Consider the following 24,203-nt stretch of genomic DNA (forward strand, 5'->3'; position numbering starts at 1 on the left):
CCCGCGCGGCGCCGCCCCCCCCCCCCCCCCCCCCCCCCCCCCCCCCCCCCCCCCCCCCCCCCCCCCCCCCCCCCCCCCCCCCCCCCCCCCCCCCCCCCCCCCCGGCCCGGATCAGATCAGTCGTGGTCACTCACCCGCAGGGGCGGCGTCGGCCGGAGCCTCGGCGGGCGTGTCGGCACCGTCGGCGGCGACCGGCGCGAGGCTGATCTTGCCGCGGGCGTCGATGTCGGTGATCTCGACCTGCAGCTTGTCGCCGACGTTGGCGACGTCCTCGACCTTGCCGATGCGCTTGCCGCCACCGAGCTTGCTGATGTGGACCAGCCCGTCCTTGCCCGGGAGCAGGGAGACGAAGGCACCGAACGGCGTGGTCTTGACGACCGTGCCGAGGAAGCGCTCGCCGACCTTCGGCATCTGCGGGTTGGCGATGGCGTTGATCCGGTCCACCGCGGCCTGCGCCGAGGGACCGTCGGAGGCCCCGACGTAGATCGTGCCGTCGTCCTCGATGGTGATGTCGGCGCCGGTCTCGTCCTGGATGGCGTTGATCATCTGCCCCTTGGGGCCGATGACCGCACCGATCTTGTCGACCGGGATGCGCACCGTGGTGACCCGCGGCGCGTACGGGCTCATCTCGTCCGGCGCGTCGATGGCCTCGTTCATCACGTCGAGGATGTGCAGGCGGGCCGCACGCGCCTGGGTGAGCGCGCCGGCGAGGACGTCGGAGGGGATGCCGTCGAGCTTGGTGTCCAGCTGCAGCGCGGTCACGAAGTCGCGGGTGCCGGCGACCTTGAAGTCCATGTCACCGAAGGCGTCCTCCGCACCGAGGATGTCGGTGAGCGCGACGTACTCGGTCTTCCCGTCGACCTCGTCGGAGACCAGGCCCATGGCGATGCCGGCGACCGGAGCCTTCAGCGGCACACCGGCGTTGAGCAGGGCCAGCGTCGAGGCGCAGACCGAGCCCATCGAGGTGGAGCCGTTGGAGCCCAGCGCCTCCGACACCTGACGGATCGCGTAGGGGAACTCCTCGCGGTCGGGCAGCACCGGCAGCAGCGCGCGCTCGGCGAGTGCGCCGTGGCCGATCTCGCGGCGCTTGGGCGAACCCACGCGGCCGGTCTCACCCGTGGAGTACGGCGGGAAGTTGTAGTTGTGCATGTAGCGCTTGCGGTCCACCGGCGAGAGGGTGTCCAGCTGCTGCTCCATGCGCAGCATGTTGAGCGTGGTGATCCCCAGGATCTGGGTCTCGCCGCGCTCGAACAGCGCGGAGCCGTGCACGCGGGGCACGACCTCGACCTCGGCCGACAGCGGCCGGATGTCGGTGAGTCCACGACCGTCGATGCGCACCTTGTCGCGCAGGATGCGCTGCCGGACGACCTTCTTGGTCAGCGCGCGGAAGGCACCGGAGATCTCCTTCTCCCGGCCCTCGAACTGACCGGCCAGCGCGGCCTTGACCTCGTCCTTGAGCGCGTCGGTCGCGTCCTCGCGCTCCTGCTTGCCGGCGATCTGCTGGACCTGGGCCAGCTTGTCGCCGACCTGCGCCTCGACGGCGGCGTAGACGTCGTCCTGGTAGTCGAGGAAGCGCGGGAACTCCGCGGCGGGCTTGGCGGCCTTGTCGGCGAGCGCGGACTGCGCGTCGCACAGCGCCTTGATGAACGGCTTGGCCGCCTCGAGGCCCTGCGCCACGACCTCCTCGGTCGGGGCGGGCGCGCCGCCGGCGACCAGCTGGACCGTCTTCTCGGTGGCCTCGGCCTCGACCATCATGATCGCGACGTCGCCGTCCGGGAGGACCCGACCGGCCACGACCATGTCGAAGACGGCGTCCTCGAGCTCGGCGTGCGTCGGGAAGCCGACCCACTGGCCGTTGATCAGCGCGACGCGGCAGCCGCCGACCGGGCCGGAGAACGGCAGCCCGGAGAGCTGGGTGGACGCCGAGGCGCCGTTGATCGCCAGCACGTCGTAGAGGTGCGCCGGGTCCAGCGACAGGACGGTGATGACGACCTGGACCTCGTTGCGCAGGCCCTTGGCGAACGTCGGGCGCAGCGGGCGGTCGATCAGCCGGCAGGTGAGGATCGCGTCCTCCGACGGCCGGCCCTCGCGGCGGAAGAACGAGCCGGGGATGCGCCCGGCGGCGTACATCCGCTCCTCGACGTCGACCGTCAGCGGGAAGAAGTCGAACTGCTCCTTGGGCTGGCGCCCGGCCGTGGTGGCCGACAGCAGCATGGTGTCGCCCATGGTGACGACGACGGAGCCGGCGGCCTGACGCGCGAGCCGGCCGGTCTCGAAGGTGATCGAACGGCTGCCGAATGCGCCGTTGTCGATCACCGCGGTGGCGGTGGTGACCCCGTCCTCGGGGTCGAACTCGGCGGCGATGGGGCCGCTGGTGGTGGGTGCGGACATCTGTCCTTCTCTCGTCTCGTCGCGCCGGCCTCGTACCGGTTCGCGACTCCTCTTACGGCGAGCGTTCGCCGTCTGCGCCCGGGGCGACCGGTGCTCGATCGAAGCCCTCGGGCCGTGCCGTTCCCCGTCCGGGGTCCGGCCACTCCTCCCGGGGGCCACTACCGAGGACCGGCCCTGTGCGGGCGGCCGACGGAGGTCCCGCCTGTCCCGTGCGGCGGTTGCCGCACGAGAGAGGGGACCGACCCGGTGATCCGGAGCGGTCCCCTCGACGTGCTAGCGGCGCAGGCCGAGCCGCTCGATCAGCGACCGGTAGCGGTTGATGTCGGTCTTCGCCAGGTAGTTCAGCAGCCGACGGCGGCGGCCGACCAGCAGGAGCAGGCCCCGCCGGCTGTGGTGGTCGTGCTTGTGCATCTTCAGGTGCTCGGTCAGGTCGCTGATCCGGCGGGTCAGCATCGCGACCTGCACCTCGGGCGAACCGGTGTCCTTCTCGACCGTCGCGTAGTCGGTCATGATCTGCTGCTTGGTCGCGCTGTCGAGCGCCATGGTTCGCCTCCTGGGCGGGTCACGTGTGGCCCTCGGTCCGACTCACGAGGGCAGGTGAACACACACGTCGGTCACCCGACGTTGCTGCCAACCTTACACACCGCCCGGGCGAGGACCGGGTCCCGCGTCAGCGGAGCCCGAGCAGACGCCGGGTGTCGGCCACGTCCTGCGCCATGGCGGCGAGCAATCCGTCGACGTCGGGGAAGGCGGCCATCGGCCGGAGCCGGTGGGCGAACTCGACGCCGACGTGCTCGCCGTAGAGGTCGCCGTCGTAGTCGAGCACGTAGGCCTCGACGGTGCGGCGGCTGCCCTGGAACGTCGGGTTGGTCCCGACCGAGATGGCCGCGGGGAACCGGTCGCGGCTGGCACCGCTGCGCGGGTCACGGGTCACGAGGTGGCCGGCGTAGACACCGTCGGCGGGGATCGCCGTGTACGGGGGCGTCTCCACGTTGGCCGTCGGGTAACCGAGGTCCCGCCCGCGGCGGTCACCACGCACCACGACGCCGTCCACCCGGTGCGGCCGGCCCAGCGCGCGGGCCGCCGGCACCATGTCCCCGGCGGCGACGCAGGCGCGGATGTAGGTCGAGGAGATGGTCACCTCACCGTCCTCCGACGCGTCCTGCGCCAGGGCCATGCCCTCGACCGCGAACCCGAAGCGCCGTCCCTCCGCGGTCAGCGACGCCACCGTGCCGGCGGCGCGGTGGCCGTAGGTGAAGTTCTCCCCCACGACGACCTGGGCCGCGTGCAGCCGCTCGACGAGCACCGTGTGGGTGAACGTCTCCGGCGGGAGCTTCATGAACTCCGGGGTGAAGGGCAGCACGCACATCGCGTCCACCCCGAGCTCCGCGACCAGCTCCGCCTTCCGGTCCAGCGACGTGAGGATCGCGGGGTGCGAACCCGGCCGGACGACCTCGGCCGGGTGCGGGTCGAAGGTCAGCAGCAGGCACGGACGGCGCATCGCCCGGGCGCGCGCGACGGCGGCCCCGATCAGCTCCTGGTGCCCGCGGTGGACGCCGTCGTACATGCCGACGGTGACCACGGTCCGCCCGAGGTCCCCCGGGGTGGCCTCCAGCCCCCGCCAGCGCAGCATGCGACCGCCTCCAGCCGCGATCAGGAGACCCGGTGCAGCCAGCCGTGGGTGTCGGCCACCCGCCCGTGCTGGATGTCCAGGAGGGTCTCCCGCAGCCGCATGGTCAGCGGGCCGGGCTCGCCGTCGCCCACGGTGAAGTCACCGGTCCGCGCCTTGACCTCGCCGACGGGGGTGATGACCGCGGCCGTCCCGCAGGCGAAGGTCTCGGTGATCGAGCCGTCGAGCGCGCCGCTGCGCCACTCGTCGAGGGTCACCTTGCGCTCGGTCACCCGGTGCCCGAGCTCCCGGGCGACGGTGATCAGCGAGTCGCGGGTGATGCCCGGCAGGAGCGTGCCGGAGAGCTCGGGGGTGACCAGCTCGGCGTCCTCGCCGGAGCCCAGGACGAAGAAGAGGTTCATCCCGCCCAGCTCCTCGATGTAGCGCCGCTCCACGGCGTCGAGGTAGACGACCTGGTCGCAGCCCAGCTCGCCGGCCTGCTGCTGGGGGCGGAGGCTCGCGGCGTAGTTGCCGGCGCACTTGACGTCGCCGGTTCCGCCGGGCGCGGCCCTCACGTAGTCCTCGGAGACGAAGACCGAGACCGGGTGCACGCCGCGCGGGAAGTAGGCGCCGGCCGGGCTGGCGATGACCAGGAAGAGGTACTCGTGCGCCGGGCGGACACCGAGGAAGGACTCGCTGGCCAGCTGGTACGGACGCAGGTACAGCGTCTGGTCGGGCCCGGTCGGCACCCACTCGCGATCGGCGTCCACGAGCGCGTCGACGGCGGCGAGGAACGCCTCCTCGGGCACCGGCGGCATCGCCAGCCGCTCGGCGCTGCGGACGAAGCGCGCGGCGTTGGCCTCCGGCCGGAAGGTGGCCACGCTGCCGTCGGGCTGGGCGTAGGCCTTGAGCCCTTCGAAGATCGACTGCGCGTAGTGCAGGGCGGCCGTGCCCGGGTCCATCGGCAGCGGGCCGTACCGGGTGAGCCGGGCGTCGTACCACCCGCGGCCGGCCTGGTAGCGGGCCACGAACATGTGGTCGGTGAAGTAGCGGCCGAACCCGGGGTCCGCCAGCAGCTCCTCGCGCTCGGCCGTGGGGCGGCGCTGCACGTCCTCCACGACCACCGGCACGCCCTCGACGAACGTCCGGGACGAGGTACGGCTGTCGGCGAGCGTCTCGGTCATGGCTCCTACCTGACGGGCGGGTGTTCGGACGGAGCGGCGAGCGCCGGATCCGCGGGCTCACCCTAGCCCGCGCCCGCGCGGGAGCCGACGGCGAAGCACCCCCGGCGCCCGCGACCACGCGACGATCGGCGGCCACCCCAGGGGCGGCGCCCGGTCACCCGGACGTCGCCCGGGGGACACCCGGCCGCCCTAGGCTCCGGTGGATGGGCGGGGATCCCGCGCGGACCCCCGCGTCCGGGGCGCTTCGCGCCGTCGGGTTCGGGATCGCCGTGCACGCGGCCCGCCTGGTGGTCATCCTGGCCACCCTCGCGCTCGGGCCGCTGGCCGGGATCTCCAGCTGGTACCTGGGGCTGGCGGCGAACGTCGCCTGCACCGTGTACGCCGTCGCGCTGGTCACCCGGATGCGGCTGTGGCGCTCGACCGGCCTGCTCCGCCTGCTGCCCTCCCGTCTGGCGCTGCTGTCCCTCCTCCCCCTGGTGGCGGAGGCGGCGCTGTGGGCGCTGCCCGGAGGCATCACCGTCCGGGCACCGGGGCTTCCGCTCTGGCTGCTGACCCTGCTGCTGGTCGGTGTCAACGAGGAGCTGATCAGCCGGGGCGTGGTGCTCTCCAGGCTGCGGCGCGACCTCCCGGTCGGGGTCGCCGTCCTGGTCACCGCTGCCCTCTTCGGCACCCAGCACCTCTCGCACCTGGTCACCGGCGACCGCGCCCTCGCCGACGTCGCGGTGAACGTCGTCCTGTCCGGCGTCTACGGTTTCGCCCTCGCCGCCTTCCAGGCCCGTTTCACCTGGCTGTGGCCGCTGGTGCTGGTGCACGCGGCCACCGATGTCACGTCGGTGCTCGGGCAGGAGGCGCCCACCGGCTGGTACGTGGCGGCGCACGCCGGCCTGCTGGCCTACGGGATCCTCCTGCTGCGCGGCCGGCCGGCCGACCCGGTTCCGGGACGGCCGGCGTCCGGGTCCGCGACGGTCAGGCCTGGTGGTCCTGGTTGACCTTCGGCCCGGCGTACTCCAGCACCTCGTAGGTCCACACGTGCGCCGAGTGCGGGGCGGCCGAGGCGAGGGTGTCGCCGCCGCCGTCGTGGGCGCGGTCGAAGTCCTGGCTGGACTGCCATGCCTCGTACGCCTCGACGCTGCTCCACCGCGTGTAGACCAGGTACTGGTCGGTGCCCTCGACCGGCCGCAGGAGCTCGAACCACTCGAAGCCCGGGGTGCTCTCCACGGCTCCGGCACGCCCGCGGAACCGCTCCTCGAAGCGCTCCTGCTTGTCCTTCGGCACGGTGATCGCGTTGATCTTGACGACGCTCATGGTCGTCCCCTTCCCGGTCGGCGCGGCCGCCAACCCCACGGCCACCCGCCCGTGCGGCACGCTGGCGCAGGTGAGCGCACCCCGCACCACGGACCTGGGCTTCGCCCGCCTCGACCTCGACCGCGAGGCCCGCACCGGCACCCCCGAGGTGGTGTACGCGGCCGGCAAGACCCCAGCGCAGACGGTCGCCTGCCTCGCCGGCCTGCTCGAGGGGTCACCGGCGGCGTTCGCCTGGGCGAGCCGGGTCGACGACGCCACGGCCGAGGCGATCCGCGAGCGCTGGCCCGACGCGGTGGTCGACGAGGAGGCGCGGTGCGCGTTCGTGGGGACTCCGCCGTCCCCGGTCGGCGAGGTGCTGGTCCTCACGGCGGGCACCTCCGACGGCCCGGTGGCCGCGGAGGTGGCCGCCACCCTGCGCGCGTGCGGCGTGGGATACCGGCGGGTGGACGACGTCGGGGTGGCCGGCGTGCACCGGGTGCTGGCGGTCGCGCCGGACCTGGCGGCGGCCGACGCGATCGTCGTCGCCGCCGGGATGGACGGCGCGCTGCCCAGCGTGGTCGCCGGCCTGACCGACCGCCTCGTCGTCGCCGTCCCCACCTCGGTGGGCTACGGCGCGGCGTTCGAGGGGCTGGCAGCGCTGCTCACCATGCTCACCGCCTGCGCCCCCGGGGTGCTCGTCGTGAACATCGACAACGGGTTCGGCGCCGGGGTGGCCGCCGCCCGGATCGTGCGCTCGGCTCAGCGGTAGCGGACGGGGTCGGGCAGCAGCTCGTTCATCGCGCCCGACCGGAAGCCCCGGGGATCGAGCTCCACCCGGCCGAAGCCGGGGACGGCGGTGGGCAGGTCCACCCGGGCGGCGACCTCGTCCACCAGCGCGGCGTCCACCTCGACCCGGGCGACGTCGTCCCCCAGGTCGCGCACGCGCAGGTCGCGCACCGGCAGACCCGCACTCGCGAGGGCCGAGCGCAGCGCCACCTCCGCGCGCTCGACCCGGGCCAGGGCCTCGGCGCTCACCGGCACGCCGTAGGCGATCCGGCTGGCCAGGCATGCGGCGGCGGGCTTCCCGGCCAGCGGCAGACCCCAGCGCCGGGCGGCGGCGCGGACGTCGTCCTTGGTGAGGCCCGCCCGCGCCAGCGGCGCCCAGGCACCGCGTTCGGCGGCAGCCCGGATCCCCGGCCGGAAGCCGGCCACGACGTCGTCGGCGTTCGTCCCGGTGACGACGTCGGCGATGCCCAGCCGCGCCGCCAGCGGCATCAGGACGTCGACCAGCTCGGACTTGCAGAAGGCGCACCGGTCGCCGGCGTTGGCGCGGTACCCGGCGCGGGAGAGCTCGTCGGTGCGCGGCCGCTCGTGCCGGACGCCGAGCGACGAGGCGAACTCCCCGGCGCCGGCCATCTCGGCCGTGGGCAGGCTCGGCGAGACGGCCGTGGCCGCGACCACCCGCCCCGGGCCCAGCGCACGCACCGCGGCGGCGAGGAGCACCCCCGAGTCCACGCCCCCGGAGAACGCGACGACCACCCCGGGCAGCGGGCGGAGCTGCGCGTCGAGGTCGGCCAGCCGGGCGTCGAGGGTCACGGCCGCCAGGCTGCCACCGGCTCAGGCCGGCGGGAAGCCGACGACGACGCGGGCGGTGCGGCCGGCGTCCTCGACCAGCGCCGCCAGGCGGCCGTCGGGGTCCACGGCGGCGTGCAACCCGGCGGCCCCGGTGGCCGGGATGCGCTGCCCGTACCCCAGCGCCCGCGCCTCCTCGGCGGCGAGCGCGCGCTCGGGGAAGACCAGCCGGGCCGCCTCGGTGAGCCCCAGGAACCCGGGGCCGCCGCCGGCCACCAGGGAGGCGGCGGACTCCTCCACCGTGCCCGCCTGCGCGACGGTGAACGGGCCGGAGGCGGTGCGGCGCAGCGCGGTCAGGTGGCCGCCGACGCCCAGCGCCGCCCCGGCGTCGCGCGCGATGGCCCGGATGTAGGTGCCGGCGGTGCACTCGACGGTGACGTCGGCGTCGACCAGGTCCGGCTCCGGCCGGGCGATCCGGTGCACCTCGAGGCGGTGCACCGTGACCGCGCGGGGCTCGAGGACGACCTCCTCCCCCGCGCGCACCCGGTCGTAGGACCGGCGGCCGTCGACCTTGACCGCGCTCACCGTCGACGGCACCTGCCGCAGCGGCCCGGTCTGCGCCGCCAGGGCCGCGCGGACGGCGTCGTCCGGCACGTGGGCGGTCGAGGCGGAGCTCAGCAGCTCCCCCTCGCGGTCGTCGGTGACGGTGGCCTGCCCCAGGCGGATCGTGGCCTCGTAGGTCTTGTCGTGGCCGCCGACGTACCCGAGCAGCCGGGTCGCGGTGCCGACACCCAGCACCAGCAGGCCGGTGGCCATGGGGTCCAGGGTCCCGGCGTGGCCGACCTTGCGCACCGACAGGGCGCGCCGGGCGCGCGCGACGACGTCGTGGGAGGTCATGCCGCCGGGCTTGTCCACCAGCAGCAGACCGGGCGGTACGTCGGCGTCGGGGCGTCTCGGGCTCACCCGGCAACCGTCTCAGGTGCCCGCAGCCAGCGGTCACCCGCCACCCGCACCAGCACGGCGAGCAGCCGCAGCCCGATGAACAGCGTGAGACCGGTCCAGATGCCGGCCAGCCCCAGGCCCAGCGGGGCGGCGAACAGCGACAGCGGCAGGAAGCCGACCAGGGCGGCCGCGATCGTGACGGTGCGCAGGTAGCCGACATCCCCGGCGCCCATCAGGACGCCGTCCAGGGCGAACACCACGCCGGCCAGCGGCTGGAAGCCGGCGAGGAACCACCAGACGACGGCGGCCTGCGCGAGCACCGCCGGGTCGTCGGTGAACAGCGGCGGCAGCACCCCGCGCAGCGCGACCAGCGCGGCGGCCACGAGGCAGCCGGTGACCAGCCCCCAGACGGCGACCCGGCGCGCGGTCGCCCGGGCGTCGTCGGGACGCCCGCCGCCGAGCGCCTGCCCGACCAGGGTCTGCGCGGCGATCGCGTAGGCGTCGAGCACCAGCGCGAGGAAGAAGAAGAGCTGGAGCGCGATCTGGTGGGCGCCCAGGGCGGCGGTCCCGGCCCGGGCGGCCACGCCGGCGGCGACGAGGAACGACAGCTGCAGCACCGCCGCCCGCAGCAGCAGGTCCCGGCCGATGACCAGCTGGCGCACGATCGCGGCGGGCCGCGCCCGCCAGGCCGCCCCCTCGCGCAGCAGCGCCCGCACGAACAGCGCCGCGGTGAGCGCCTGCCCGACCACGTTGGCCACGGCGGAGCCGACCAGGCCCAGCCCCGCTGGGTGCACCAGCAGCGGGCACAGGACGAGGCTGAGCAGGCTCCCCGCGACGACGTAGCGCACCGGTCGGCGCAGCTCCTGCACGCCGCGGAGCCACCCGTTGCCGGCCAGCGAGACCAGCAGCAGCGGGGCACCGAGCGAGGCGACCCGCAGCCACTGCTCCCCCGCCTCGGCGACCGGGCCCGCGCCGCCGGCCAGCGCCCGGGTCAGCGGACCGGCCAGCGCCTGGAAGAGGGCCAGCACGAGCAGGCCCAGACCGACGGCCAACCACGTCGCCTGCACGCCCTCCTCGACGGCGCCGGCCCGGTCGCCGGCCCCGGCCCGGCGGGCGGCCCGCGCGGTGGTGCCGTAGGCCAGGAAGTTCAAGAGCGCGGCCGCCCACGCCAGCAGGCCACCCCCGACGGCCAGGCCGCCCAGCGCGACCGTCCCGAGGTTGCCGACCACGGCGGTGTCCACGAGGAGGTACAGCGGCTCGGCAGCGAGGACGACCAACGCCGGCAGGGCGAGGGAGAGGACGGACGCCGGGCGCGACGGGAGCCGCGCCGGGTCCCGCTCAGCGCCCCGATCGGCCTCGGTGCGGGGGCCCGCGCCGGGCGTGCGAGGCGTGGGGGGCTCGGTCCTTCTAGGCACCTGGTCGCGGGGGGAGGCCGGAGGCCGACACCGCGTCCAGCTCACGACGCAGGGCCTCGATGGTCTTCTCGCGATCGAGGGAGGAGGTGTACCCCGCGGCGGCCCGGTGCCCGCCACCGCCCAGCGCCATCGCCACACGGGCGACGTCGGTCCGGCCGCGGGAGCGGAGCGACACCGACCAGGACCCGTCGTCCTGCCCCTTGAGCACGCAGGCCACGTCGGCCTCCTCGGTGGCGCGGACGACGTCGACCAGCGCCTCGAGCTGCTCGCCGGGCAGGCCGTGCTCGCCGGCCTCCGCGGTGCTCGACCAGGTCCAGACCAGTCCGGCGCCGACCCCCGGTTCCAGGACCGCCCGGCCCGCGACGACCGAGAGCAGCCCGAGCCAGCTGAACGGCGCGGTGTCGAAGAGGCGGCGGCTGATCGCCGCGTGGTCGATCCCCGTGGCGAGCAGGCGCGCGGCGAGCTCGTGGGTCTCGGGGCGGGTGCTGCCGAACCGGAAGGAGCCGGTGTCGGCGGCCAGGCCGGCGTACAGGCAGGTCGCCAGTCGGTCGTCCAGCGCAATACCGAGGCCGTCGAGCAGGTCGGCCACCAGCGTGACCGTCGCCGGTGCGGCCGGGTCCACCAGGCGGACCCGGCCGAATCCCGGGTTGCTCGCGTGGTGGTCGACGACCACGGAGGTCCCGGCACGGTCCAGCAGCGGGGCCAGCTCCCCCAGCCGTCCCGGGGAGGCCACGTCCAGGGCGACGAAGACGTCCGGGGAGGACGGCACGTCGGCGGACGGCACCAGCCCCTCGGCGCCGGGGATCCACCCGAGCGAGGCGGGCAGCGTGAACGGACCGGGGAAGGTGGCGAGCACCCGGGCGCCGCGCCGGCGCAACGCCTCGGCGAGCGCGAGGCAACTGCCCAGCGCATCGGCGTCGGGCTGCACGTGGCCGGACAGCACGACGGTCGCACGCGATCGCGCGGCCTCGGCCAGTACCGCGGTCGCCGACCGGGTCGCGTCCGCCAGATCCGCGGCGGAGCGCTCGTCGGGGACGGCGGTCACGCGCCCGGATCGGGGTCGGCCACGCGGCCGCCCTGGTGCTCGGTGATGTCGCCCCCGCCCACCGGGTAGCCGGGGCCGCCGTCGTCGGGCTCGTCGGCCGCGATGCTGGGCGCCTCGCCGATCTGGCCGCGCTTTCCGCCGTCGGTCGGGTCGCCGGTGTCCGGCACGGGTGCACCGCCCAGCACCGATGTGCCGTGGCCCTCGTCGGGCTCGTACGGGTCGGGGTCGTTCTCGGTCACTGCGCACTCCTCGTGTCGGCGGCGTCCTCGGATCCGTCGTCGACGGGGTCGGACGCCACCATGTCGTCCTCGTCGTCGTCCGCGTCCTCCACCGGCTTCCGGTAGGGGTCCGGCTCGCCGGCGTAGCTGGCGCCCTCACGGGCGCGGGCCAGCTCCGCATCGGCGTGCCGCGCCCGCTCGAGCGCTTCCTCGAGCTCACGCGCGGTGTCGGGCACGATGTCGGCGACGAAGGTCAGCGAGGGGACGAACTTGATCCCGGTCTGCCGTCCCACGGTGGAGCGCAGCACACCGGTCGCACTGCTCAGCGCCTTGGCCGAGTCGGCGACCTGGGTCTCGTCGCCGTACACGGTGTAGAAGACCGTGGCCTCGCGGAGGTCGCTGGTCACCCGGGCGTCGGTGACGGTCACCATGCCCAGGCGGGGGTCCTTGATCTGGGACTCGATCGCGGCGGAGACGATCTGTCGGATGCGCACCGCGAGCTTGCGGGCGCGGGCCGGATCGGCCATCGGGACCTCCTGGTGCGTGGATGGAACGGCCCCCTCGCAGGGCCCCGCCGCGAGCCTGCGAGCGGTGGGGGGCGAGGGGGTCCTTCTAGTCGGTGTCGCTGAACAGCTGCCGGTGCGTGGACAGCAGCGTCACCTCCGGCCGCTCGGCCAGCAACCGTTCGCAGGCGTCCAGCACGTCGGTGACCTGGGCTGCCTCCCCCGCCACGGTGGCGACCGCGACCTGCACCCGACGGTGCAGGTCCTGGTCGCCCACCTCGGCGGCGGCGACGGCGAAGCGGCGGCGCAGTTCGGCCACGATCGGTCGCACGACCGATCGCTTGCCCTTGAGCGAGTGGACGTCGCCCAGCAGCAGGTCGGCGGTCAGTGACCCGGTGAACACCGGATCACCTCCCGACGACCTGCTGCTGGCGACGAACTGGGCCGGCCCTCGTGCTGGGCCCCGCCACGAGCCTGCGAGTGGTGGGGGGCACGGGGGTCCTTCGACTTACTCGCGCGGCTTCTCGCGCATCTCGAAGGTCTCGATCACGTCGTCGACCTTGATGTCGTTGAACGACCCCAGGCCGATACCGCACTCGAAACCCTCGCGGACCTCGGTCGCGTCGTCCTTGAAGCGGCGGAGGGACTCCACCGTCAGGTTGTCGGCGACCACGGCACCGTCGCGGATGAGCCGCGCCTTCGAGTTGCGGACGATCGTGCCGCTGCGGACCAGCGAACCGGCGACGTTGCCGATCCTCGGCACCCGGAAGACCTCGCGGACCTCCGCCGTACCGAGCTGGACCTCCTCGTAGACCGGCTTGAGCATGCCCTTGAGCGCGGCCTCGATCTCGTCGATCGCCTGGTAGATGACCGTGTAGTACCGGACGTCCACCCCTTCGCGGTTGGCGAGCTCGGTGGCCTGGCCCTCGGCCCGGACGTTGAAGCCCAGGACGATGACGTCGTCGGCCAGCGCCAGGTCGATGTCGCTCTTGGTGATCCCACCGACGCCGCGGTGGATGACCCGCAGCGAAATCTCGTCGTCGACCTCGATCTTCATCAGCGCCTCTTCGAGCGCCTCGACGGTGCCCGAGTTGTCGCCCTTGATGATCAGGTTGAGCTGACGGTTCTCCTTGAGCGCCGCGTCCAGGTCCTCCAGGCTGATCCGCTTGCGCATCGAGGCGTTCTGCGCATTGCGGATGCGGGCCTGGCGGCGGTCGGCGATCTGCCGGGCGACGCGGTCCTCGTCGACGACGAGGAAGGTGTCACCGGCGCGGGGCACCGAGGTGAGCCCGACGACCTGCACGGGGCGGGCCGGCAGGGCCTCCTTCAGCTTGTTGCCGTGCTCGTCGAGCAGCGACCGGACGCGACCGTAGGCGTCGCCGGCCACGATCGAGTCGCCCTGGCGCAGCGTGCCGCGCTGGACGAGCACCGTGGCGACGGGGCCGCGGCCCTTGTCCAGCTTGCCCTCGATGACCACACCCTGCGGGTCCTGCTCGGTGTTCGCGCGCAGGTCCAGCGAGGCGTCGGCGGTCAGCAGGATCGCCGCGAGCAGGTCGTCGAGACCCTGCCGGGTGATCGCCGAGACGTCGACGAACATCGTCTCGCCGCCGTACTCCTCGGCGACCAGGCCGTACTCGGTGAGCTGCTGGCGGATCTTGGCGGGGTTGGCCCCCTCCTTGTCCACCTTGTTCACCGCGACCACGATCGGCACCTCGGCGGCCTGCGCGTGGTTGAGCGCCTCGACCGTCTGCGGCATGACGCCGTCGTCGGCCGCGACCACCAGGACGACGATGTCGGTGGCCTTCGCGCCACGGGCACGCATCGCGGTGAACGACTCGTGACCCGGGGTGTCGATGAAGGTGACCGGCCGCTCGTTGCCGTCGAGCTCGGTGACGATCTGGTAGGCGCCGATGTGCTGGGTGATGCCGCCGGCCTCGCGCGCCACCACGTTGGTGTTGCGCAGGGCGTCGAGCAGCTTGGTCTTCCCGTGGTCGACGTGACCCATGACGGTCACCACCGGCGGACGGGGCGACCAGTCCTCCTCGTCGCCCTCCTCGTCACCGAAGGTGAGGTCGAAGGTCTCGAGCAGCTCGCGGTCCTCGTCCTCGGGGCTGACGACCTGGATGTTCCAGCCGATCTCGGCACCCAGCAGCTGCAGGGTGTCCTCGTTCACCGACTGGGTGGCGGTAACCATCTCGCCCAGGTGGAACAGCGCCGTGACCAGCGCGGCGGGCTGGGCGTTGATGCGCTCGGCCAGATCGGTCAGCGAGGCGCCGCGGGGCAGCCGGACGGTCTGCCCGTTGCCGCGCGGCAGGCTGACACCGCCCATGCTGGGCGCCGCCATGGAGTCGAACTCCTGACGCCGCTGCTTCTTGCTCTTGCGCCCGCGGACCGGACCCCGGCCACCGGGACGCCCGAAGGCACCGGCCGTACCGGCACCCGAGCCACCGCGACCGCGACCACGGCCACCGCCGCCACGGAAGCCACCGCCGGCGGGCGCGCCGGCACCCGGGGCACCGCCACCGCCGCCGGGACGGAAGCCACCGCCGCCACCGGGACCACCCGGACGGCCACGACCCGCACCTCCGGGGCCACCACCGGGACGGCCGCCGCCGGCCGGCCGCGGCGGCATCATGCCGGGCGACGGGCGCTGCGGCATCATGCCCGGGTTCGGGCGCGGACCGCCCGGACCGGCCGCGGGACGCGGGCCACCGGCACCGGGGCCGGGACGCGGCCCGCCGGGCCCGGCCGGACGGGGACCGCCGGCACCGGGCGCAGGACGGGGACCGCCGGCGCTGGGCGCAGGACGGGGACCGCCGGCTGTGGGGCCGGGGCGCGGGCCGCCGGCCGCGGGGGCCGGGCGGGGGGCGCTGCTGAAGGGGTTGTTGCCCGGACGCGGGGCCGGCCGGGGACCGGGACGCGGACCACCGGGCGCAGATCCGCCGGCCGGGGCCGGGCGGGGGGCTCCGGGACGCGGGGCCGACGGCTGCTGCGGCGGGGCCGCCGGAGCCTGGGCCGCCGGAGCCTGGGGCGCCGGAGCCTGGGGCGCCGGGGCCTGGGCCGGAGGCTGCGGAGCGGGCGCCGCGGGACGCGGACCCGGGCGCGGTCCGGGAGCGGCCGGGCGCGCCGGCGCCGACGCCGCCGGGGCCTGCGGGGCCTGCGGGGCCGGAGCCTGCGGAGCAGGCGCCGCGGCCGGAGCCGTGGGCGCGGCCGGCGTGGGAGCGGGGGCGCTCGGACGCGGGGCTGCCCCGCCGTTGCCGCCACCGGTGGCGGCGCCGAGCGCCTCGCGGAGCCGTCGGGCCACGGGGGCCTCGACGGTCGAGGACGCGGACTTCACGAACTCGCCCTGCTCCTTGAGCTTGGCGAGCACGGTCTTGCTGTCGACACCGAACTCCTTGGCGAGTTCGTGTACGCGGGCTTTGCCTGGCACGGGTCTCCTCTTGGTGAGGCCGGCGGCTTGCCCGCTCGACCTCGTCGTTAGTGGCGCATGGTCATCGTGAGAACTTCACGGCTGAGTCATCCGACGGTGTCCTGTCGACGTGCGGACCGGCCTGGTGCCGACCCGACTGGGTACTGCTGTCCTCCCCCGACCCGGCCCCGGTGGCCTCCGCGGAGGCACCCAGGACGTGAGCCCGGAGCGGGCCGGCCCCCGGCGGTGTGCTGCATCGCAGCGCCCGCTGGAAGGCCCGGCGTCGCTCCGCTGCGCGCAGGCACTCCGCGGTCGGGTGCAGCGAGGCACCACGACCGGGGAGGCGCCGCCGCGGATCGGGGACGAGGTCCCCGGCCACGACGACGACGCGCAGCAGGTCGGTGACCGACGTCCGCTTCCGGCACCCCACGCAGGTGCGGACCGGAGTCGACGTTTCGGCCATCCTCAACTCTAGCGCGTGGCCGGTCCGCGTTGTTCCGCGCGGCGGGGAGCCGAGCGGGAACCCCCCGCGGGAGCCTGCGATCGGGCCCCGGGCGCCCCGCCACGCCCCCCGCCCGGGTGGGGTGGCAACCCGGACCGCAGCGGCGGGCGGCCCACCCCCGGAGAGGGGGATGCGTCGGCGTCGTCGGCCTGGGCGTCGCTGCGGATGTCGATCCGGCAGCCGGTCAGCCGGGCGGCCAGGCGGGCGTTCTGCCCCTCCTTGCCGATGGCCAGCGACAGCTGGTAGTCGGGGACGACGACGCGCACCGCCTTCGCCTGAGGGTCGACGAGGCGGGCGCTGCTCACCCGGGCCGGGCTGAGCGCCGAGGCGACGAAGTCCGCCGGGTCGTCCGACCAGTCGACGATGTCGATCTTCTCGCCGTGCAGCTCGCTCATCACGTTGCGCACCCGCTGCCCCATGGGGCCGATGCAGGCCCCCTTGGCATTCAGCCCGGGCACCGCGGTGCGGACGGCGATCTTCGAGCGGTGCCCCGCCTCGCGCGCGACGGCGACGATCTCGACGCTGCCGTCGGCGATCTCCGGGACCTCGAGGGCGAACAGCTTGCGGACCAGGTTCGGGTGCGTTCGCGACACCGTCACCTGCGGGCCGCGGAAGGTGCGGGAGACCGCCACCACGTAGGCCTTGATCCGGTTGCCGTGGGTGTAGGTCTCCCCCGGAACCTGCTCGGCGGAGGGGAGCACGGCCTCGACCTTGCCGATGTCGATCATCACGATGCCGCTGGCGTTGCGCCGCTGGTCGGCCTGGACGATGCCGCTGACGATGTCGCCTTCCTTGCCGGCGTACTCGCCGAAGGTCTGCTCGTGTTCGGCGTCGCGCAGCCGCTGGACGATGACCTGCTTGGCGGTGCTGGCCGCGATCCGGCCGAAGTCCGACGGGGTGTCGTCCCACTCGCGCACGACCTCGCCGTCGGCGCCGATCTCCTGGGCGAGGACGGCGACCTCGCCGCTCTTGCGGTCCACGTGCACGCGCACGTGCTTCGCCGCCCCGTCGGCGTGCCGGTAGGCGGTGACCAGGGCCGTCTCGAGCGCCTCGATGACCGTGTCGACCGGGATGCCCTTCTCCCGCTCCACCGCCTTCAGCGCGGTGACATCGATGTTCACTTCTCTCCTCCGTCGTCGTCCGCGAGCCCGGCCTGGTCCAGGTCGTCGAGCTCGGCGGCGTCGTGCTCCGCGGTGTCGTCGGTGATGTCCTCGGGGGTGTCGTCGGGGGAGTCGGCGCGGCCGAACTCGACCTGCACCCGCCCCGCCCCGAGCTCCGCCCACGGCACCTGGCGCGGCTGCGGGGGCCGCTTCTTCGCCCCCGGCTTCCCCTTGGCCTCGACCGCCAGGGTCACGCCGTCGCCGTCCACCGCGGTGATCCGTCCGGTGAGCTGCTCGACGGCCCCGGCGGGGCCCACCCCCACCACCACCAGCCGACCGGTGTTCCGGCGCCAGTGGCGCGGCTCGGTGAGCGGCCGGTCGACCCCCGGACTGGTCACCTCGAGGACGTAGGGCGTGCGGCCCATCCCGTCGTCGTTGCGGTCGAGCACGTCGGAGACCGCCCGGCTCACCTCGGCGATGTCGTCGAGGGTGACACCGGCGTCGCGGTCGACGACCACGCGGACGACGCTGCGCCGGCCGGCGGGGGTGACGACGAGCTCCTCCAGGTCGTACCCGGCCTCGGTGACGACCGGGCGGATCCAGGCGGTCAGCCGGTCGGTGGCGGGGTCGCTCCGCTGGGTTCCGCGAGAGGCGGACACGCTGGCCTCCTCAGGCTCGGTCGGCGGCACGGTGCCGTGCGCGCAGTTCTGCGGCCCGGCGCCGCGGACCTGCGTCGCTGGCCGGGCCCGGTGTCGAGGGGAAGAGCTCAGGTTACCGCCCACCCCGGGACGGCGGCCCGGCGCGGGGCGACCGGACCGCTCCGGCCGGACCCTGCGCCCACTGGGGCGCACGGGGGCAGGGTGACGCGGTGGACGTCCCGACGACGCGGCGCGCCCGCCCGACCGCGCGACCGGCTGCCGGTGCGGTCGAGCTGCGAGGATGGACGGCGATGTCTGGCACCCCTCGTCCCGGTCGGCGGGCGTTCACCCGTCGGACCCTCCTGGTGGCGTCCGCCGCCGGCGTCGCCGTGGTGGCCGCCGGCTGCACCTCCTCGCCGCCGGTCGAGGAACGCGACACCGTGACCAGCGCGCAGGCCGACGAGCTGGCGGCGCAGGTCGGCGTCCAGGAGACCCTCGTCCGGGCGTACGAGCTGGCCTTCGACGCCGACCCCGCACTCGCCGCTGCCGCCGGGAACCTGGCGACCCAGGCCGGCGAGCAGCTCGACCGCCTCCGCGCGGCCACCCCGGGCAGCAGCCCGTCGGCCACCCCGCCACCGGACACGCCCCCGGCCGGCGAGGGGCAGGCCTGGCTGCGGGCGCAGGTCGCCGTCGCCGCCACCTCCCACGCCGCCGCCGCCCTGGGCCAGACCGGAGGGCGGGCGGCGCTGCTGGGCTCCATCGCCGCGGGACTGCGCGGTCACGAGGCACGACTGGCGTGAGGAAGATCGGCCATGGCTGACGACGAGACCACCGGCCCCTCCCCCGAGGACGACGCCCTGAACGCCGCGCTGGCCGCCGAGCACGCCGCCGTGTGGGGATACGGCGTGGTCGGGGCGGCGCTGGGTGCGGGCGGCCGGGCGGCCGCCGCGACCGCCGAGGCCGGGCACCGCGACGTGCGGGACCAGCTGATCACCCTGCTCGACGGGCGCGGCACGGATCCCGTGCTGCCCGAGGCCGGCTACGCGCTGCCCTTCCCGGTGCTCTCGGCGGTGGACGCCGCCGCCCTCGCCGCGGTGCTGGAGGAGGGCGTCACCGCCGCCTGGGTGCGGGTCCTGGACCGGGCCGAGGAGCGGACCACGCGCACGCTGGCGATGGAGGTGCTCAGCGCCGCGGAGGTGCGGGCGGTCGGCTGGCGGGAGGCTGCGGGCCAGACGCCCGTGACGCGCGCCCTCCCCGGGCTGCCACCCCGGTAGCAGGCCCCCGCCCTCACTCCCCCGGCGCGAGGCGGGATCCGGACGCCGCGACGCTCAGAGTGCGCCGAGGAACGCGTCGGTGACCGCGACCGCGGCGCTGCTGGACTGCCCGCCCTCGACGAGCACGGCGAAGGCGATGTCACCGGCCGGTCCGGCGACCTGGTACCCGGCGAACCAGCCGTGGGAGTCCGGCGGCGTCTTCGTGCCGTACTCCGCGGTGCCGGTCTTGCCGTGGACCTCGCCCCGGTCGGCCAGGGCCTGAGCGGTCCCCGACAGCACGACCGCTCGCATCATCGGCCGCAGCGCGTCGAGGACCGCGGCCGATGGCCCGGCCGGAACCGGCCCCGCCGCCTCGGCGCCGACCACCTCGACCGGCGCCACCGGCGTGCCCCCGGCGACACCGGCCATGACGAGGGCCATCTGGGCCGGGCTCATCAGCACCCGGCCCTGGCCGATCGCGTCGGCCGCCTTGCCCGTGCCCGTGCTGTCACGCGGGACGCTGCCGCCGAAGATGTCGACCGGCAGCTCCCAGTCGGTGCCCACGCCGTAGGCCGCCGCCGCCTCGGCGAGCGCCGGGTCCGGCAGCTCGAGGGCCTGCTGGATGAAGGTCGTGTTGCACGACTGGGCGAAGGCCTCGGTGAAGGGGACGGTGCCCAGGTCGAACTGGTCCTGGTTCTCGAACTCCCGCCCCTCCACCGTGGTCGTGGCCGGGCAGGCGACCGGCGTCTCCGGGGTCAGGCCACCCGCCGTCAGCAGGGCGGTGGCCGTCATCGTCTTCATGCTCGATCCGGGCGGGAACTGGCCGCGCAGGGCGTTGCTCGGGTCCGCCGCCTCGTTCGAGGAGACAGCGAGGATCTCGCCCGTGCCGGGGCGGACGGCCACCAGGTGGGTGGGGCGGGACTCCCCCGCCACGGCGGCGTCGGCGGCGTTCTGGATCTCCGGCACCAGGGGGATTTGCACCGGCTCCCCGGCGACCGGGGCCACCGAGGCGATCTCCCGGCCTGCATCACCGGTCGCCTCGTCGGTGCTGACCACCGACACGGTGAACCCGGGTGTGCCGGTGAGCTGGTCCTGGTACGCCCGCTGCAGCCCGGACAAGCCGAGCTGGTCACCGGCGGCGTACCGCGGCTGCCCGTCCACCGAGGTCTCCTCGATGATCTCCGCGGTCGCCGGCCCCACCCGGCCGAGCAGGGCCGAGGCGAACCGCGCCGTCGGGGCGAGCAGACGGGTCTCGGTGGGGAAGACCGCACCGGGCAGGTCGAACACCTGCGCGCGGATCTCCTCGAAGTCGGGGCGGCGCAGGGAGATCACCGGCACGAACTGACCCTCCGGCGCCGCCTGGACGTCCGCGACGATCTCCTGGGGGTCGATGCCGGTGGCCGCCCCGAGCGCCGACGCCAGCGACGGCAGGTCGATGACGCGGGCCGGGTCGACGCCCACGTTGACCACCTCGGTGGGGGTGAACAGCGGGGCACCGGTCGCATCGGTGATCGGCGCACGATCGGGCAGGGTGCGGTCGAGCTCGAGGTGCTGACCCTCCGCCAGCTCGGGGTGCACCATCGCGGGCTCGGCGACCACCTCCCAGGCGTCGTCGCCCTCCCGCAGCCGCAAGGTGGCCTCGTAGCTCCACTCCGGTGCCGCTGCCAGGTCCCAGGTCGCGGTCCAGCCGACGGTGGCCGAGCCGTCGTCGACGGTCACCTCGCCGACCTCGGTGGCCAGCTCGGCGCCGGGCAGGTCGTCGGCCGTCTGCGCGAGCAGCGCCGCCGCGGCGTCCGGATCGGTGGTCGCGTCGGCCGCCGCAGGGACGTCGCCCGCCGCCCAGTCCTCGAGAAACGCCTGGGCCGCGGCCCGCACGTCGTCCTCGCTGTTGCCCGAGCAGCCGGCCAGCACCGGGCCGGTCAGCACGATCAGAGCGGCCGGGAGAGCGAGACGTCGTCGTGTCGACACGGTCACAGATTGTCAGACGAATGAGACGGCTCAGAAGAGGACGCTCGCGTACTCGCCGACCTCGCGGAACCCCACCCGACGGTAGGACGCGCGGGCCCGGGTGTTGTAGTCGTTGACGTACAGGCTGACGACCGGCGCGATGGCGGCTCGGGCGTACTCGACCACCGCTGCGGTGCAGGCCGTGCCGATCCCCCGGCCGCGCAGGGTCGGCGCGACCCACACGCCCTGCACCTGGCAGGCGGCCCGGCAGACCGCGCCGATCTCCGCCTTGAACAGCACGCGCCCGTCCTCGATCCACGCCAGCGACTGGCCGGCCCGGACCAGCTCGTCGACCCGCGCCCGGTACCCGGCGCCCCCGTCGACCCGGAGCGGGCTGACCCCGACCTCCTCGGTGAACATCGCGACGGCCGCCGGCAGCAGGACCTCGAGTTCGTCCGGGCGCACCGGCCGCACCCGGGGCTCGGGCGCGACGGCGGGCGGGCCGTCGATCGCCAGCAGCGGCTGCCGGGGCCGGTGGTCGCGGGCCGGGCCCCAGGAGGGCTCGAGCAGCTCCCACAGCGGTGCCACGGCGGCCGACGGGCCCACGATCGTGGAGCAGCGGCGCCCGGCCCGGCGGGCCCGCTCGGCGAAGGCGACGGCGGCGGGCCGCTCGGCCCCGGGCCGGGCGAACGGGACGAGGTTGGCGCCGGCCAGGCACACCGCGTCCAGCTCGCGGCCACTGCCGATGCCCCAGAGCGGGGCTCCGAGGGCGGGCGCCGCCGTCCCCGCGACCTCGACCCGTCCCGCGAGCACGCAGGCAGCAACCGGGTCGGTGGCCAGCAGCCGGTGCACCGCCGGCTCGTCGGCCTCGTCGAGGACGCGGGCGCTGGGCGTTCGGAGCACGGGTCAGCTGACGGTGACGACCGGCGGCCCGGAAGGCTCGCCGGCGTCGACGTGCTCCCCGGCGATCCGCATGGCCTCCTCGATGAGGGTCTCGACGATCTGGGACTCCGGCACGGTCTTGACGACCTCCCCCTTGACGAAGATCTGGCCCTTGCCGTTGCCCGACGCCACACCCAGGTCGGCCTCGCGCGCCTCACCCGGACCGTTGACGACGCACCCCATGACGGCGACGCGCAACGGCACCTCCATGCCCTCCAGGCCGGCGGTGACCTCGTTCGCGAGCTTGTAGACGTCGACCTGGGCCCGGCCGCAGGACGGGCAGCTGACGATCTCCAGCCCGCGCTGCTTGAGGTTCAGCGACTCCAGGATCTGGTTGCCGACCTTGACCTCCTCGGCCGGCGGCGCGGAGAGCGAGACGCGGATGGTGTCGCCGATGCCCTGGCTCAGCAGCGCCCCGAAGGCGACGGCGGACTTGATCGTCCCCTGGAAGGCGGGGCCGGCCTCGGTGACGCCCAGGTGCAGCGGGTAGTCGCACTGGGCGGCCAGCAGTTCGTAGGCGCGGACCATGACCACCGGGTCGTTGTGCTTGACCGAGATCTTGATGTCGCGGAAGTCGTGCTCCTCGAACAGCGAGCACTCCCACAGCGCCGACTCGACCAGCGCCTCGGGCGTGGCCTTGCCGTACTTGGCGAGCAGCCGCTTGTCCAGCGACCCGGCGTTCACGCCGATCCGGATCGGGACGCCGGCGCCCTTCGCGGCCTTCGCGATCTCGCCGACCTTGTCGTCGAACTTCTTGATGTTGCCCGGGTTGACGCGGACGGCGGCGCAGCCGGCGTCGATCGCGGCGAACACGTAGCGCGGCTGGAAGTGGATGTCGGCGATCACCGGGATCTGCGACTTCTTCGCGATGATCGGCAGCGCCTCGACGTCGTCGGTGTCGGGCACGGCGACCCGCACGATCTGGCACCCCGACGCGGTGAGCTCGGCGATCTGCTGGAGGGTCGCGTTGATGTCGGCGGTCTTGGTCGTGCACATCGACTGCACGCTGACCGGGTGGTCGCTGCCCACGCCCACGCCACCGACCATCAACTGGCGGGTCTTCCGGCGCGGGGCCAGGACGGGCGGAGGAGCAGCGGGCATGCCGAGGCCCACGGGGATCGCCATGGGGCCAGTATCCCCCGCGGCGCGATCGATGCTGGTGGCGCTGCTGTGACGTCGGTCGGGCTGGACGACGACGACCGCGCGGCGCCGCGCCCGCCGACCGGTCAGGCGCGGCCGGCGTCGCGGTCCCGGTAGGGCTCCGCCTCCGCCACGAGCTCGCCGAGCACCGTCCGCACCGCGCGCCGGGCGGCCTTGTCCGGGCGCGCCAGCGCCTCGACGATCCGCCCGGCGCGGAGGTCGGCCAGGGGCACCAGCGCCAGCCGCCCCTCGGCCCGCTCCCGGGTCGTGTGCCGCGGCAGCAGTGCGATGCCGTGCCCCCGGGCGACCAGCTTCTCCATCAGGGGCAGGTGCGTGGTCCGGCGCACGACGTGCACCGGTCGCCCCGCCCGCGCGGCGATCGCCGTCAGCACCCGGTCGATCGGGAACTCGGCCGGGGGCGCGATCCACTGCTCGCCGATCACGTCGAGCGGGCTCACGCGGGCCCGCCGGGCCAGCGGGTGGTCCAGGGGCAGGGCGACGTCCAGCGGCTCCCGCAGGAGCAGCCGGACCTCGGTACCCGCCCGGTCCGGGGGCACCACGTCGTCGGACCGGTGCGCGACCACGATGTCGTAGCCCGCGGTGAGCGCCGCGAAGCCGTCCTGCGACACGTCCTCGTCATACGTCTCGAGGGCGATCTGCGGAACCGCGGCCAGCCGGTCGAGCAGCCCGGGGACCAGCAGCTCGCCGGCGGAGTGGAAGACCGCGAGGCGGACCGTCCCGCCGGCGCCGCCGCGGTAACCGGCCCAGTCCGCCTCGGCGACGGCCAGCGCGGTGGCGACGCCGGTGGCGATGCCGACCAGCGCCCTGCCGGCGTCGGTCAGGCGGACGCCCCGGCCGAGCCGCTCGACCAGAGGCACGCCCACCCGTCGCTGCAGCACCTTCAGCTGCTGGGACACCGCCGACGGCGTCCGCCCGGTGGAGCGAGCGGCGGCGGTCACCGACCCGTGCTCGGCCAGCTCGCGCAGGAGGAGGAGCTGCGCGGGGTCGACCCGGTCCCACAGGCCCGGGGCGTCGTTCATGTAGTGAACCTACAGGGACCGTTCACGACTTCGTGCTTGTCCTTCATCGAAGCGGAGACGCACGCTTTC

At 74.9% G+C, this 24,203-nt stretch carries 24 protein-coding genes and 1 pseudogene; 4 read left to right on the forward strand and 21 right to left on the reverse strand.

Annotated features, from left to right (window positions below; all coding sequences use genetic code 11):
• Nucleotides 1-126 precede the first annotated feature (126 nt).
• From ACI8AP_RS07650 to ACI8AP_RS07665, 4 genes are all read right to left on the reverse strand, one after another.
• Nucleotides 127-2,391 (reverse strand): polyribonucleotide nucleotidyltransferase, encoded by a 2,265-nt coding sequence (locus tag ACI8AP_RS07650; protein ID WP_456588747.1) that lies wholly within the window; start codon nt 2,389-2,391, stop codon nt 127-129.
• A gap of 273 nt (nt 2,392-2,664) precedes the next feature.
• Nucleotides 2,665-2,934: a 30S ribosomal protein S15 gene (gene rpsO / locus ACI8AP_RS07655; protein ID WP_113812701.1), complete on the reverse strand. Its 270-nt coding sequence runs from the start codon at nt 2,932-2,934 to the stop codon at nt 2,665-2,667.
• A 127-nt stretch (nt 2,935-3,061) separates the two neighbouring features.
• Nucleotides 3,062-4,024 (reverse strand): bifunctional riboflavin kinase/FAD synthetase, encoded by a 963-nt coding sequence (locus ACI8AP_RS07660; protein ID WP_456588748.1) that lies wholly within the window; start codon nt 4,022-4,024, stop codon nt 3,062-3,064.
• Nucleotides 4,025-4,044: 20 nt separating this feature from the next.
• Nucleotides 4,045-5,184 carry a branched-chain amino acid aminotransferase gene (locus ACI8AP_RS07665; RefSeq protein ID WP_456588749.1) on the reverse strand — a complete coding sequence of 380 codons (1,140 nt, stop codon included), beginning with the start codon at nt 5,182-5,184 and terminating at the stop codon, nt 4,045-4,047.
• Nucleotides 5,185-5,387: 203 nt separating this feature from the next.
• On the opposite strand from ACI8AP_RS07665, the gene ACI8AP_RS07670 reads away from it, so the two are divergent.
• Nucleotides 5,388-6,173, forward strand: a complete 786-nt coding sequence (locus ACI8AP_RS07670) for a CPBP family intramembrane glutamic endopeptidase (protein WP_456588750.1) — start codon at nt 5,388-5,390, stop codon at nt 6,171-6,173.
• Here ACI8AP_RS07670 and ACI8AP_RS07675 read toward each other — a convergent pair.
• Nucleotides 6,151-6,489, reverse strand: a complete 339-nt coding sequence (locus tag ACI8AP_RS07675) for an antibiotic biosynthesis monooxygenase family protein (RefSeq protein WP_456588751.1) — start codon at nt 6,487-6,489, stop codon at nt 6,151-6,153. The two genes, ACI8AP_RS07670 and ACI8AP_RS07675, sit on opposite strands and share 23 nt — an antisense overlap.
• On the opposite strand from ACI8AP_RS07675, the gene larB reads away from it, so the two are divergent.
• The gene (larB, locus tag ACI8AP_RS07680) at nt 6,470-7,237 is read left to right on the forward strand and encodes a nickel pincer cofactor biosynthesis protein LarB (RefSeq protein ID WP_456588752.1); all 768 of its coding nucleotides are present in this window, start codon (nt 6,470-6,472) and stop codon (nt 7,235-7,237) included. The genes ACI8AP_RS07675 and larB overlap by 20 nt on opposite strands.
• Here the strand turns inward: larB and larE are convergent.
• The 12 genes and pseudogenes from larE to rimP all read right to left on the reverse strand — a co-directional run bounded on the left by larE (nt 7,228) and on the right by rimP (nt 17,833).
• A complete protein-coding gene (gene larE, locus ACI8AP_RS07685) occupies nt 7,228-8,064 on the reverse strand; it encodes an ATP-dependent sacrificial sulfur transferase LarE (RefSeq protein WP_456588753.1) in 837 nt (278 codons plus the stop codon). The genes larB and larE overlap by 10 nt on opposite strands.
• 21 nt (nt 8,065-8,085) lie before the next feature.
• Nucleotides 8,086-9,003, reverse strand: a complete 918-nt coding sequence (gene truB / locus ACI8AP_RS07690; protein WP_456588754.1) for a tRNA pseudouridine(55) synthase TruB — start codon at nt 9,001-9,003, stop codon at nt 8,086-8,088.
• The gene (locus ACI8AP_RS07695; protein ID WP_456588755.1) at nt 9,000-10,259 is read right to left on the reverse strand and encodes an MATE family efflux transporter; all 1,260 of its coding nucleotides are present in this window, start codon (nt 10,257-10,259) and stop codon (nt 9,000-9,002) included. The genes truB and ACI8AP_RS07695 overlap by 4 nt, the downstream gene beginning before the upstream one ends.
• A 130-nt stretch (nt 10,260-10,389) precedes the next feature.
• Nucleotides 10,390-11,442 carry a DHH family phosphoesterase gene (locus ACI8AP_RS07700; RefSeq protein ID WP_456588756.1) on the reverse strand — a complete coding sequence of 351 codons (1,053 nt, stop codon included), beginning with the start codon at nt 11,440-11,442 and terminating at the stop codon, nt 10,390-10,392.
• On the reverse strand, nt 11,439-11,681 hold the full coding sequence (locus tag ACI8AP_RS07705) for a hypothetical protein (RefSeq protein WP_456588757.1): 243 nt from the start codon (nt 11,679-11,681) through the stop codon (nt 11,439-11,441). Before ACI8AP_RS07705 ends, ACI8AP_RS07700 begins: the two co-directional genes overlap by 4 nt.
• Nucleotides 11,678-12,187: a 30S ribosome-binding factor RbfA gene (gene rbfA, locus ACI8AP_RS07710; protein ID WP_456588758.1), complete on the reverse strand. Its 510-nt coding sequence runs from the start codon at nt 12,185-12,187 to the stop codon at nt 11,678-11,680. Before rbfA ends, ACI8AP_RS07705 begins: the two co-directional genes overlap by 4 nt.
• Before the next feature lie 85 nt (nt 12,188-12,272).
• Nucleotides 12,273-12,566: a DUF503 domain-containing protein gene (locus tag ACI8AP_RS07715; protein ID WP_456588759.1), complete on the reverse strand. Its 294-nt coding sequence runs from the start codon at nt 12,564-12,566 to the stop codon at nt 12,273-12,275.
• 105 nt (nt 12,567-12,671) lie between these two features.
• Nucleotides 12,672-14,507 (reverse strand): translation initiation factor IF-2, encoded by a 1,836-nt coding sequence (gene infB, locus ACI8AP_RS07720; RefSeq protein WP_456588903.1) that lies wholly within the window; start codon nt 14,505-14,507, stop codon nt 12,672-12,674.
• A 942-nt stretch (nt 14,508-15,449) separates the two neighbouring features.
• Nucleotides 15,450-15,593 (reverse strand): annotated as a pseudogene (locus tag ACI8AP_RS07725) (translation initiation factor IF-2 N-terminal domain-containing protein); the annotation flags it as partial.
• Between the two features lie 61 nt (nt 15,594-15,654).
• Nucleotides 15,655-16,035 (reverse strand): YlxR family protein, encoded by a 381-nt coding sequence (locus ACI8AP_RS07730; RefSeq protein WP_456588760.1) that lies wholly within the window; start codon nt 16,033-16,035, stop codon nt 15,655-15,657.
• Nucleotides 16,036-16,043: 8 nt separating this feature from the next.
• Nucleotides 16,044-17,195: a transcription termination factor NusA gene (gene nusA / locus ACI8AP_RS07735; RefSeq protein WP_456588761.1), complete on the reverse strand. Its 1,152-nt coding sequence runs from the start codon at nt 17,193-17,195 to the stop codon at nt 16,044-16,046.
• Nucleotides 17,192-17,833 (reverse strand): ribosome maturation factor RimP, encoded by a 642-nt coding sequence (rimP, locus tag ACI8AP_RS07740; protein WP_456588762.1) that lies wholly within the window; start codon nt 17,831-17,833, stop codon nt 17,192-17,194. The genes nusA and rimP overlap by 4 nt, the downstream gene beginning before the upstream one ends.
• Nucleotides 17,834-18,123: 290 nt before the next feature.
• On the opposite strand from rimP, the gene ACI8AP_RS07745 reads away from it, so the two are divergent.
• Both ACI8AP_RS07745 and ACI8AP_RS07750 read left to right on the forward strand, forming a co-directional pair.
• The gene (locus tag ACI8AP_RS07745; protein ID WP_456588763.1) at nt 18,124-18,612 is read left to right on the forward strand and encodes a hypothetical protein; all 489 of its coding nucleotides are present in this window, start codon (nt 18,124-18,126) and stop codon (nt 18,610-18,612) included.
• A 12-nt stretch (nt 18,613-18,624) separates the two neighbouring features.
• A complete protein-coding gene (locus ACI8AP_RS07750; protein WP_456588764.1) occupies nt 18,625-19,086 on the forward strand; it encodes a ferritin-like domain-containing protein in 462 nt (153 codons plus the stop codon).
• Between the two features lie 54 nt (nt 19,087-19,140).
• On the opposite strand, the gene ACI8AP_RS07755 is transcribed toward ACI8AP_RS07750, so the two are convergent.
• The 4 genes from ACI8AP_RS07755 to ACI8AP_RS07770 all read right to left on the reverse strand — a co-directional run bounded on the left by ACI8AP_RS07755 (nt 19,141) and on the right by ACI8AP_RS07770 (nt 24,134).
• Nucleotides 19,141-21,033 (reverse strand): penicillin-binding transpeptidase domain-containing protein, encoded by a 1,893-nt coding sequence (locus tag ACI8AP_RS07755; protein ID WP_456588765.1) that lies wholly within the window; start codon nt 21,031-21,033, stop codon nt 19,141-19,143.
• Nucleotides 21,034-21,063: 30 nt separating this feature from the next.
• The gene (locus ACI8AP_RS07760) at nt 21,064-21,915 is read right to left on the reverse strand and encodes a GNAT family N-acetyltransferase (protein ID WP_456588766.1); all 852 of its coding nucleotides are present in this window, start codon (nt 21,913-21,915) and stop codon (nt 21,064-21,066) included.
• Between the two features lie 3 nt (nt 21,916-21,918).
• The gene (gene ispG, locus ACI8AP_RS07765; RefSeq protein WP_456588767.1) at nt 21,919-23,079 is read right to left on the reverse strand and encodes a flavodoxin-dependent (E)-4-hydroxy-3-methylbut-2-enyl-diphosphate synthase; all 1,161 of its coding nucleotides are present in this window, start codon (nt 23,077-23,079) and stop codon (nt 21,919-21,921) included.
• A gap of 101 nt (nt 23,080-23,180) precedes the next feature.
• A complete protein-coding gene (locus ACI8AP_RS07770) occupies nt 23,181-24,134 on the reverse strand; it encodes a LysR family transcriptional regulator (protein ID WP_456588768.1) in 954 nt (317 codons plus the stop codon).
• Between the last annotated feature and the right edge of the window lie 69 nt (nt 24,135-24,203).

The organism is Blastococcus sp. SYSU DS1021 (genome assembly GCF_054050995.1).

Coding starts and splice junctions, on each gene's coding strand:
- ACI8AP_RS07650 (WP_456588747.1), bottom strand. CDS start 2,391: ATGTCCGCACCCACCACCAGCGGCCCCATCGCCGCCGAGTTCGACCCC.
- rpsO (WP_113812701.1), bottom strand. CDS start 2,934: ATGGCGCTCGACAGCGCGACCAAGCAGCAGATCATGACCGACTACGCG.
- ACI8AP_RS07660 (WP_456588748.1), bottom strand. CDS start 4,024: ATGCTGCGCTGGCGGGGGCTGGAGGCCACCCCGGGGGACCTCGGGCGG.
- ACI8AP_RS07665 (WP_456588749.1), bottom strand. CDS start 5,184: ATGACCGAGACGCTCGCCGACAGCCGTACCTCGTCCCGGACGTTCGTC.
- ACI8AP_RS07670 (WP_456588750.1), top strand. CDS start 5,388: ATGGGCGGGGATCCCGCGCGGACCCCCGCGTCCGGGGCGCTTCGCGCC.
- ACI8AP_RS07675 (WP_456588751.1), bottom strand. CDS start 6,489: ATGAGCGTCGTCAAGATCAACGCGATCACCGTGCCGAAGGACAAGCAG.
- rbfA (WP_456588758.1), bottom strand. CDS start 12,187: ATGGCCGATCCGGCCCGCGCCCGCAAGCTCGCGGTGCGCATCCGACAG.
- infB (WP_456588903.1), bottom strand. CDS start 14,507: ATGGCGGCGCCCAGCATGGGCGGTGTCAGCCTGCCGCGCGGCAACGGG.
- ACI8AP_RS07730 (WP_456588760.1), bottom strand. CDS start 16,035: ATGGCCGAAACGTCGACTCCGGTCCGCACCTGCGTGGGGTGCCGGAAG.
- ACI8AP_RS07745 (WP_456588763.1), top strand. CDS start 18,124: ATGTCTGGCACCCCTCGTCCCGGTCGGCGGGCGTTCACCCGTCGGACC.
- ACI8AP_RS07750 (WP_456588764.1), top strand. CDS start 18,625: ATGGCTGACGACGAGACCACCGGCCCCTCCCCCGAGGACGACGCCCTG.
- ispG (WP_456588767.1), bottom strand. CDS start 23,079: ATGGCGATCCCCGTGGGCCTCGGCATGCCCGCTGCTCCTCCGCCCGTC.
- ACI8AP_RS07770 (WP_456588768.1), bottom strand. CDS start 24,134: ATGAACGACGCCCCGGGCCTGTGGGACCGGGTCGACCCCGCGCAGCTC.